8 protein-coding genes are annotated in these 9,645 nt (G+C 68.3%); 2 read left to right on the top strand and 6 right to left on the bottom strand.

Annotated elements, in window-relative coordinates:
- Positions 1-155 precede the first annotated feature (155 nt).
- The gene (locus ACE3SS_RS04285) at positions 156-845 is read left to right on the top strand and encodes a response regulator (protein WP_374591698.1); all 690 of its coding nucleotides are present in this window, start codon (positions 156-158) and stop codon (positions 843-845) included.
- Positions 846-861: 16 nt separating this feature from the next.
- Positions 862-2,754, top strand: a complete 1,893-nt coding sequence (locus tag ACE3SS_RS04280; RefSeq protein WP_374591696.1) for an ATP-binding protein — start codon at positions 862-864, stop codon at positions 2,752-2,754.
- 55 nt (positions 2,755-2,809) lie between these two features.
- Here the strand turns inward: ACE3SS_RS04280 and ftsZ are convergent, their stop codons facing one another.
- The 6 genes from ftsZ to murG are packed head-to-tail and all read right to left on the bottom strand — an operon-like array spanning position 2,810 to position 9,612.
- Positions 2,810-4,018, bottom strand: coding sequence for a cell division protein FtsZ (gene ftsZ, locus ACE3SS_RS04275; RefSeq protein ID WP_374591694.1), 1,209 nt, complete (start codon positions 4,016-4,018; stop codon positions 2,810-2,812).
- Between the two features lie 57 nt (positions 4,019-4,075).
- Entirely contained in the window at positions 4,076-5,305 is a 1,230-nt protein-coding gene (gene ftsA / locus ACE3SS_RS04270) for a cell division protein FtsA (protein ID WP_374591692.1), read from the bottom strand.
- 8 nt (positions 5,306-5,313) lie between these two features.
- Positions 5,314-6,135, bottom strand: a complete 822-nt coding sequence (locus ACE3SS_RS04265) for a cell division protein FtsQ/DivIB (RefSeq protein ID WP_374591690.1) — start codon at positions 6,133-6,135, stop codon at positions 5,314-5,316.
- 8 nt (positions 6,136-6,143) lie between these two features.
- Entirely contained in the window at positions 6,144-7,103 is a 960-nt protein-coding gene (locus ACE3SS_RS04260; RefSeq protein WP_374591688.1) for a D-alanine--D-alanine ligase, read from the bottom strand.
- The gene (gene murC / locus ACE3SS_RS04255) at positions 7,100-8,518 is read right to left on the bottom strand and encodes a UDP-N-acetylmuramate--L-alanine ligase (protein WP_374591686.1); all 1,419 of its coding nucleotides are present in this window, start codon (positions 8,516-8,518) and stop codon (positions 7,100-7,102) included. The genes ACE3SS_RS04260 and murC overlap by 4 nt, the downstream gene beginning before the upstream one ends.
- Positions 8,515-9,612: an undecaprenyldiphospho-muramoylpentapeptide beta-N-acetylglucosaminyltransferase gene (gene murG, locus ACE3SS_RS04250; protein WP_374591684.1), complete on the bottom strand. Its 1,098-nt coding sequence runs from the start codon at positions 9,610-9,612 to the stop codon at positions 8,515-8,517. The genes murC and murG overlap by 4 nt, the downstream gene beginning before the upstream one ends.
- Between the last annotated feature and the right edge of the window lie 33 nt (positions 9,613-9,645).

The following is a 9,645-nucleotide window of genomic DNA, read 5'->3' as shown; positions in this document are numbered from 1 at the left end:
CGACCGCGCCCCTCACCACCAAGAGGCCCGCGGGCCTCTTTTTTGTTGCTTGCCCCCTTGTGGGGGAGTCCGCCACAATCGCGCGTTGACGCCCGCCGGATCAGCCGGCAGGCGGCGCAGCCCCCCTTTTTCAGACGTTCTCCGCCGTCACCCGCATGAATCCCCCGGTATTCAAGCCCCGCCTCTCCACCAGCTACCTGATCGTCGACGATCACGCGCTGGTGCGCGAAGGCATCGTGCGCGTCGTCACCAACACCTGGCCGCATGCCCATCTGTCGCATGCGGCGTCGCTGCACGAAGCCAACAAGCTGCTGGCGGAGCCGGGCGCGTCGTTCGACACCGTGGTGCTCGACCTCAACCTCGGCGACAGCGACGGCATCCAGACGCTCAAGACCCTGCGCGCCGCCGCGCCCATGGCCCGCGTGGCGGTGGTGTCGGCCAACAACGATCTCGACCTGGCCCTGGCCTGCCTGCACGAAGGCGCCTGCGCGTTCATCCCCAAGATGGGCAGCATCGACCACTTCGTGCGCGGCCTGCAGACGCTGGCCTCGGGCGGCACCTACTTCCCGCGCGATCTGCTGGCGCAGGCCCAGCAGCGCGAAGGCGCGCCGACCGGCGTGCAACCGGTGGCCGCGATCAGCCTCACGCCGCGCCAGCACGAGGTGCTGCACCTGCTGCTGCAAGGGCTGACCAACACGCTGATCGCGCAAGAGCTCGGCATCAGCGCCGAAACCGTGAAGCTGCACGTCAGCGCCATCCTGCGCTCCTACGGCGTGGCCAACCGCGTGCAACTGCTGTTGGTGTGCGCGGGGCAAGACGACTCGACCGCGCCGCAAACGCACTGAGCCCGGACGCCCCACCGTGTCCGCCCCGCGCCTGCTCTGGTCGCCCCTGCGGGCGCGGCTGTCGATCCACAACCGGCCCGAGATCGACCAGGCGATCTACCTCGAAAACCTGCGCAACCACTGGCAGATCGACATCTGGTCGATCCCCGGCCAGCTGATCGCGCTGCTCGCCATGAGCCGCGTCATCGCCCAGACCGCGCTGACGCCCGCCGAGTGGGGCGGCCCGGTGGCGCTGCTGCTCGGCACCTGGGCCTGGGGCAGCCTCTCGCTGTGGCGGCTGCGGCGCATCGCCCTGACCGTGTCCAACTACCCGCTGTGGCGCGGCGTGACGCTGCTGCGCGAGGTCACGCAAAGCATCGGCTGGGGCTGGCTGGGGGCGATTCTGTGGGGCGCCCTGGCGCCGCAGTGGCACCTGCTGCTGCTCACCGGGCTGATCGTGTTCGCCTACACGGCGATGTTCTTCACCACCGACGACTGGGCCGTGGCGGCCTGCGGCAACCTGCCCATCCTGCTGATCCTGGTCACGCGGCTGCTCACCGACCCGAGCGACGGCAACGGCTACATCGTCCTGATCCTGGTGCTGTCGATGGTCACCTGCCTGATCGTCGGCCGCGTGCTTGAAACCCGCCTGATGGACGCCGCGCGGCTGCGCATCCACAACGAGCGGCTGGCGCGCGAGCTCACCGAAGAGGTCCACAAGGTGCGGCTGGCGCGCGACGAGGCCGAGCAGGCCAACCGGCAGAAGAGCGAGTTCATCGCGGCCGCCAGCCACGACCTGCGCCAGCCGCTGCACAGCCTGTCGTTGCTGTCGGGCCTGATGGAACAAAGCCAGCGCGGCCTGCCGCAACACGACCTGGCCGAGCGCATGTCGGCGGCCGTGGGCGCCTTGCGGGTGATCTTCGAGCAGCTGTTCGACATCGCCCGCGTCGAAGCCAACAAGCTGCAGCACCGCCCCGGGCCCTGCTCGGTGCAGGAGATCTTCGACACCCTCGACAACGAATTCGGCCTGCTGTGCGAGCAGCGTCATCTGCACTGGGAGGCCCGCCCCACGCCGGCCTGGATCATGGCCGACGCACTGTTCGTGCAGCGCATCCTGCGCAATCTGCTCGACAACGCCCTGCGCTACACCCCCTCGGGCGGCGTGCTGCTGCGCGCGCGGCAACGCGGCCCGCACCTGGTGCTGCAGGTGTGGGACAGCGGCATCGGCATCGCGCCCGCCGACCGGGCCCGCATCTTCGACGACTACTACCAGGTCAGCAATCCGGCGCGGCGGCTGCGCGACGGCCTGGGTCTCGGCCTCGGGTTGGTGCGTCGGCTGGCACAAGGCGGCGGCTACCGGCTGGCCGTGCGGTCGCGTCCCGGCCGCGGCTCGTGCCTCATGTTGGTCGTGCCGCTCGGGCGCGCGCCTTGCGAGTCAGACGACCTCGGCCTCGACACCGACGACCCGGCGCTGACGGCGCGTGACTCAACGCACGCCGCCCTGCCGCTTCCGCCGGCGCATCGCCCGGTGCTGTTCATCGACGACGAGGCCGACGTGCGCGACGCGGTGCACACCGTGCTCACGGTGGAAGGCTGGCCCTGCCTGGTGGGCGATACGCCCGGCAGCGTGATCCAGCAGGTGGCAGAAAACGAGGGGTGGCCCTGCGCGGTGCTGTGCGACTACCGGCTCGGCCTGCAACAAGACGGCCTGGACGCCATTGCGCAAGTGCGGCACGAATTCGGTCTGGGCTTGCCGGCCGTGCTGATCACCGGCGACCTGGACCCGACGATTGCCGAGCGCGCCCACGAATGCGGCATCGCGGTGCTGCGCAAGCCGCTGGCCCTCGAAGAACTGGTGGGCGCCCTGACCCTGGCCCTGGAAATACGTCACGCGGCCGAGGCTGGCACTGCCTCGGCCGCATCTCACTGACGACGACAAGAAACGAAGGCCGCCGGGCCGAGTCACCCGGCGGTCAACTCAGGCCTCAGTCGGCCTGCTTGCGCAAGAACGCCGGGATCTCGATCTCGTCCATCCCGTTGCTGGCCAGCGCGTCGACCTTGGCGGCCGCCTGCGTGCGACCACTGCGCCACACGCTGGGCGTGTTCAGGCCGCTGTAGTCGTGCGTCTGCGGCGCACCGAAGCCCGGCGCCACCGGGTTGCTCAGGATGGGGATGTTGTCCGTGCCCGTGCGTTGCACCGGAGCGCTGTGCACCACGCTGATCGGCGCGGCGGCGCGCTTGGCCGGGGTCAGGCCGGTGGCGATCACGGTGACGCGCAGCTGGTCGCCCAGCGATTCGTCGTACGCGGTGCCGTAGATCACGTGCGCGTCTTCGGCGGCGTAGCGGCGGATGGTGTTCATCGCGTTGCGGCTCTCGCTCAGCTTGAAGGTGCTCTTGCCGGCTGCAATCAGCACCAGCACGCCGCGCGCGCCCGACAGGTCGATGCCCTCCAACAGCGGGCAAGCCACGGCAGCCTCGGCGGCCTTGGTGGCGCGGTCCGGGCCGCCGGCGGTGGCCGTGCCCATCATGGCCTTGCCCGGCTCGCTCATCACGGTCTTGACGTCTTCAAAGTCGACGTTCACCAGGCCCGGGATGTGGATGATGTCGCTGATGCCGCCCACGGCGTTCTTCAGCACGTCGTTGGCCTGCTTGAAGGCTTCTTCTTGAGTGATGTCGTCACCCAGCACTTCGAGCAGCTTTTCGTTGAGCACGACGATCAACGAGTCGACATTGGCTTCGAGTTCGGCCAGGCCCACGTCGGCCTGCTTCATGCGGCGGTTGCCCTCGAACTCGAACGGCTTGGTCACCACGCCCACGGTCAGGATGCCCATTTCCTTGGCCACGCGCGCGATCACCGGTGCAGCGCCCGTGCCGGTGCCACCACCCATGCCGGCGGTGATGAAGACCATGTGCGAGCCCTCGAGCGACGCGCGGATCTGATCCACCGCCTCTTCGGCCGCGCCACGACCGGCCTCGGGTTTCGAGCCGGCGCCCAGACCGCTGTTGCCCAGTTGCAGCTGCACCTCGGCGCTCGAGCGACCGAGCGCTTGCGCGTCGGTGTTGGCGCAGATGAACTGCACGCCCTGCACGCCTTGCTCGATCATGTGATCGACCGCGTTGCCGCCGCCGCCGCCCACCCCGATCACCTTGATCTGGGTACCCTGATTGAAGTCCTCGATCATCTCGATTGCCATGTCAAACCTCCGTTGTCGTCAAGCAGTTGCCAATTGATTACGTTGCGGTTCACTTCGTCAGAAGTTGCCAATGAACCAGTCTTTCACGCGACCGAACAAGGTCTGGACCGAACCAGCCTGTTGTGCCGCTTTGATGCCGCGCGTGCGCGCCATCCTTGCTTCTTCGAGCAAGCCCATCACGGTGGCCGACCGCGGGTTGGCCACCATGTCAAACAGTGCGCCTGAATACGTCGGCACGCCCTTGCGCACCGGCTTCAGGAAGATGTCTTCACCCAACTCGACCATGCCGGGCATCACCGCCGCGCCGCCGGTCAGCACGATGCCGCTGGACAGCAGCTCTTCGTAGCCGCTCTCGCGAATCACCTGGTGCACCAGCGAGAAGATTTCTTCGACGCGCGGCTCGATCACGCCGGCCAGCGCCTGGCGGCTCAGCATGCGCGGCACGCGGTCGCCCAGGCCGGGCACTTCGACTTGCTCATTGGGGTCGGCCAGCAGCTGCTTGGCCACGCCGAAATCGACCTTGATCTCTTCGGCATCTTTGGTGGGCGTGCGCAACGCCATCGCGATGTCGCTGGTGATGAGGTCGCCCGCGATGGGGATGACGGCCGTGTGGCGGATCGCGCCGCCGGTGAAGATCGCGACGTCGGTGGTGCCGGCGCCGATGTCGACCAGCGCCACGCCGAGATCGCGCTCGTCGTCGGTCAGCACCGAGGCGCTCGACGCGCTCGGGTTGAGCACGAGCTGCTCGACCTCGAGGCCGCAGCGGCGCACGCACTTCACGATGTTCTCGGCCGCGCTTTGCGCGCCGGTGACGATGTGCACCTTGACTTCGAGGCGGCCACCGCTCATGCCGATCGGCTCTTTGACTTCGTGGCCGTCGATCACGAATTCTTGCGGCTCGACGAGCAGCAGGCGCTGGTCGTTCGGGATGTTGATGGCCTTGGCGGTTTCGACCACGCGACTCACGTCGACCGGGCTGACCTCTTTGTCGCGCACGATCACCATGCCGGTGCTGTTCTGGCCGCGGATGTGGCTGCCGGTGATGCCGGTGTAGACGCGACTGATCTTGCAGTCGGCCATCATCTCGGCCTCTTTGAGCGCTTGCTGAATCGACTGCACCGTGGCGTCGATGTTGACCACCACGCCGCGCTTCAAGCCATGGCTCGATGCCACGCCCAAGCCCGCCACGCGCAACTCGCCGGACGGCATCACCTCGGCCACGACTGCCATCACTTTGGCAGTGCCGATGTCGAGTCCGACAACGAGATCTTTGTATTCTTTTGCCATGAGCTTGCTCAGTGGTGATTATGTGTTTTATTCACGGGCGCGGAGGCTCCGGCGGGCAAGGTGGTTACCCCACGAACCCGCAGCGCGTAGCCCTGCGCGTAGCGCAAATCGACCGACTCGACCGGGCCGTGATAGTGCGAAACGACTTGCGCGATCGTCGCTGCGTAGCGCTGCACGCGCGCCAACAACTCGGCCTCGGTGCCACGCCCCAGTTCGAGCGTCGCCCCATCGTCGAGCGTGGCCGACCACGAACCGCGTTCGCTCAACCGCAACGTATCGACATGCACCTGCAGCGGATCCAGCGCGCCATCGAGACGCCGCAGCAACGACAGCATCTGCGCCGACGTGCCGTCAGGTCCTTGCAAGGTCGCGAGGTTGTCGTCCTCCACGTCGCCGAGGTTGGCCACGAAGACTTCGCCTTGCTGGTTCACCAATTGATCGTCGCCCTCGTCGCGATGCCAGTAGGCCACGGCGTGATGCTCTTCGAGCGTCACGGCCAGGCTGTTGGGCCACACGCGCCGCACGGTGGCGTGGCGCACCCAGGGCACCGACTCGAAAGCCTGCCGCGTGTGCGCCAGATTGATGCTGAAGAAGTTGCCGGCCAGCTTGGTGAGCGCGTTGGCGCGGATGGTGGTGGCGCTGTTGCGCGCCACCTCGCCATCGACCTGCACGGCGCGGATCGTGAAGATCGGCAGGCGCGCCAGCGCGGCCAGCGCCAGCGCCACGAACACCGCGCCCGCCACGAAGAACAGCACGCTGGCGCTCGCGTTCAACGCGCGAACGTCGAACGACTGCTCAGCCGTGTGGTTCATGGGGTAGGCGGCGCTCATGGTCGTGCTCAGGCCTTCTTGGCCAGGGTTTCGTCGAGCGTTGCGGCGGCCAGCAGGCGCACGCACAGCTCGTCGTAGCTGATGCCCGCCACCTTGGCCGACATCGGCACCAGCGAATGGCCGGTCATGCCGGGCGAGGTGTTGATCTCGAGCAGGAAGGGCTGGCGGTCGGAGGCGCGGATCATCACGTCGGCGCGCGCCCAGCCGCGGCAGCCCAGCGTGCGGTAGGCGCGCACCACCATCTGCTGGATCTCGGTTTCTTCGCCGGCCGGCAATTCGCTCGGGCACAGGTACTTCGTGTCGTCGGTGAAGTACTTGTTCTGGTAGTCGTACTTGCCTTCGGGCGCCTTGATCTGGATGACCGGCAGCGCGTGCGCGCCATCGCCTTCACCCAGCACCGGGCAGGTGGTTTCGTCGCCCTCGATGAACTGCTCGCACAGCACGGCGCTGTCGTATTGGGCGGCGGCCTCGAACGCGGCGCGGCATTGCGAGGCGTCGGTCACCTTGGTCAGCCCGATGCTCGAACCCTCGTGCGCGGCCTTGATGATCATCGGCGCGCCGAGTGCCGCCAGCGCGGCTTCGCAATCGGCCGCGCTGTGGGCGATGCGCCAATCGGGCGTGGGCAAGCCTTCGAAGCGCCAGATGCGCTTGGTCATGATCTTGTCCATCGCGATGGCGGAGGCCATCACGCCCGAGCCGGTGTACGGAATGCGCAGCAATTCGAGCGCACCTTGCACGGCACCGTCTTCGCCGCGTCGGCCATGCAGGGCGATGAAGCAGCGGGCAAAGCCATCGCGCTTGAGATCGGCCAGATCGCGCTCGGCGGGGTCGAAGGCGTGCGCGTCCACGCCGCGCGATTGCAGGGCCTGGAGCACGCCCGAGCCCGACATCAACGAAATCTCGCGCTCGGCCGAGTCGCCCCCGAACAGCACGGCCACCTTGCCCAGGTTCTTCACATCGATGCTCATGCGGCACCTCCACTCTTTCCACTCAACTCCAGCACCTTGGCGGGCACGCCGCCAATCGAACCCGCGCCCATGCAGATCACCACGTCGCCGCTCTGTGCGTGGTTGACGATGGCTTGCGGCATCTCGGCGATGTCGTCCACGAACACCGGCTCGACCTTGCCGTCCACGCGCAAGGCGCGCGTCAGGGCGCGGCCATCGGCAGCGACGATCGGCGCCTCGCCGGCGGCATAGACCTCGGCGAGCAACACGGCATCGGCCGTGCCCAGCACCTTGACGAAGTCCTCAAAGCAGTCGCGCGTGCGGGTGTAGCGGTGCGGCTGGAAGGCCAGCACCACGCGCTGCCCCGGGAAGGCGCCGCGCGCCGCCGCGATCACCGCCGCCATCTCGACCGGGTGATGCCCGTAGTCGTCGATCAGCGTGAAGGTGCCGCCCGACTTGGCGGGCAGCTCGCCCCAGCGCTGGAAGCGGCGGCCCACGCCCTTGAACTCGGCCAGGGCGCGCACGATGGGCTCGTCCGGCAGCTCGATCTCGGTGGCCACCGCGATCACCGCCAGCGCGTTGAGCACGTTGTGACGGCCGGGCAGATTGAGCGTCACCTCCATGTCAGGCAGCACCACGCCGTTGCGACGCTGGGCGGTGAACTTCATCTGCCCGCCCGGCAACGCCTCGACGTTGACGGCACGCACTTGCGCGTCGTCGCCGAAGCCGTAGGTGACGACCGGGCGCGAGATCAGCGGCACGATGGAGCGCACGCCGGGGTCGTCGGCACACAGAATGGCCGCGCCGTAGAACGGCATGCGGTGCAGAAAGTCGACAAACGCCTGCTTGAGCTTGGCGAAGTCGTGCCCGTAGGTGTCCATGTGGTCGGCGTCGATGTTGGTGACGACCGACAGCATGGGCAGCAGGTTGAGGAAGGACGCGTCGGACTCGTCGGCCTCGACGACGATGTACTCGCCCGAACCCAGGCGCGAGTTGGCGCCGGCGCTGTTGAGGCGCCCGCCGATCACGAAGGTCGGGTCGAGCCCGGCCTCGTGCAGCACGCTCGCGGCCAGCGAGGTGGTGGTGGTCTTGCCGTGCGTGCCGGCGATGGCGATGCCGCGACGCAGGCGCATCAGCTCGGCCAGCATCACGGCGCGCGGCACCACCGGCACCCGCTTGGCGCGCGCGGCGATGACCTCGGGGTTGTCGCCCTTCACGGCAGTGGAGGTGACCAGCGCGTCGGCGCCGTTGATGTGCGCAGCCTCGTGGCCCACGAACACCTTCGCGCCCAGGCTGGCCAAGCGACGGGTGGTCGCGCTCTCGGCCTGGTCGGAGCCCGAGATGGTGTAGCCCAGCGTGAGCAGCACCTCGGCGATGCCCGACATGCCCGAGCCCCCGATGCCCACGAAGTGGATGTGTTTGACGGCGTGCTTCATGCGTCCGCCCTCTGGTTGTTGGCGTTCATCAAATACTCGATCTCGTCGGCCACGGCCGCTGCGGCCTTGGGGCGCGCCAAGTCGCGCGCGCGCTCGGCCATCGCCAGCAACTCGCTGCGGGGCAAACCCGTGAAGCACTCGGCCAGGGCTTGCGGGCTCAATTCGTTTTGCGGCAAGTGCAGCGCCGCGCCATGTCGGGCCATGTACTCGGCGTTGTCGCGTTGGTGCGCGGTGGTGCTCACCACCAGCGGAACCAGCACGCTGGGCACGCCTGCCGCGCACAACTCGCTCACGGTGATGGCGCCGGCGCGGCACACCACCAGGTCGGCTTCGCTCAGGCGCTGCGCCATGTTGTCAATGAACGGCACGATCTCGGCCTCGACGCCCGCGGCGGTATAGGCCGCCTGCACGCTGTCGAGGTTGGCCGTGCCGGTTTGATGCGTGACCAGCGGACGCTGCTCCGGCGCGATGCGAGCCAGGGCTTGCGGCACGGTGGCGTTGAGCACCTGCGCGCCCAGACTGCCGCCCACCACCAGCACGCGCAACGGGCCACGACGCCCCGCGAGGCGCTCGGCCGGCGCGGCGATGGCCTCGATCTCGGCGCGCACCGGGTTGCCGGTGACGACGGCGCCCGACATGCCGCGTGCCGCCGGGCCGTCAAAACCGAACGCGATGCGATCAGCGAACGGCAGCAGCGCACGGTTGCTCATGAGCGGGGCGGCGTCGGCATTGACCAGCACCAGCGGCTTGCGACGCAGCGCGGTCACCAGGCCACCAGGGAAGCACACGTAGCCGCCCATGCCCAGCACGGCATCGGCGCCGCGTTGACGCAGGATGCGCCAGCAACTGCCGAAGGCGCGCAGCAGCTTGAAGGCGCCCGCCACGGTGTGCGCCAGGCCCTTGCCGCGCACGCCGCTGAAGTCGATGGCGTCGAGCGGGATGCCGCTGGGCGGCACGAGGCGGTTTTCCATGCCGTGCGTGGTGCCCAGCCAGCTTACCGACCAGCCACGGCGCTGCATCTCTTGCGCCACGGCCAGGCCCGGCATGATGTGGCCGCCGGTACCGGCCGCCATGATGACGAGGTGACGGCTCATGCGCGCCCCCCTCTCATCAATGACTGCTGCGCA

The sequence above is a fragment of the Aquabacterium sp. genome (assembly GCF_041915145.1).
GTDB lineage: Bacteria > Pseudomonadota > Gammaproteobacteria > Burkholderiales > Burkholderiaceae_C > Aquabacterium.
This window is presented reverse-complemented; position numbering and strand designations above follow the sequence as displayed.

Coding starts and splice junctions, on each gene's coding strand:
- ACE3SS_RS04260 (WP_374591688.1), bottom strand. CDS start 7,103: ATGAGCATCGATGTGAAGAACCTGGGCAAGGTGGCCGTGCTGTTCGGG.
- ACE3SS_RS04285 (WP_374591698.1), top strand. CDS start 156: ATGAATCCCCCGGTATTCAAGCCCCGCCTCTCCACCAGCTACCTGATC.
- ACE3SS_RS04265 (WP_374591690.1), bottom strand. CDS start 6,135: ATGAGCGCCGCCTACCCCATGAACCACACGGCTGAGCAGTCGTTCGAC.
- ftsA (WP_374591692.1), bottom strand. CDS start 5,305: ATGGCAAAAGAATACAAAGATCTCGTTGTCGGACTCGACATCGGCACT.
- murC (WP_374591686.1), bottom strand. CDS start 8,518: ATGAAGCACGCCGTCAAACACATCCACTTCGTGGGCATCGGGGGCTCG.
- murG (WP_374591684.1), bottom strand. CDS start 9,612: ATGAGCCGTCACCTCGTCATCATGGCGGCCGGTACCGGCGGCCACATC.
- ftsZ (WP_374591694.1), bottom strand. CDS start 4,018: ATGGCAATCGAGATGATCGAGGACTTCAATCAGGGTACCCAGATCAAG.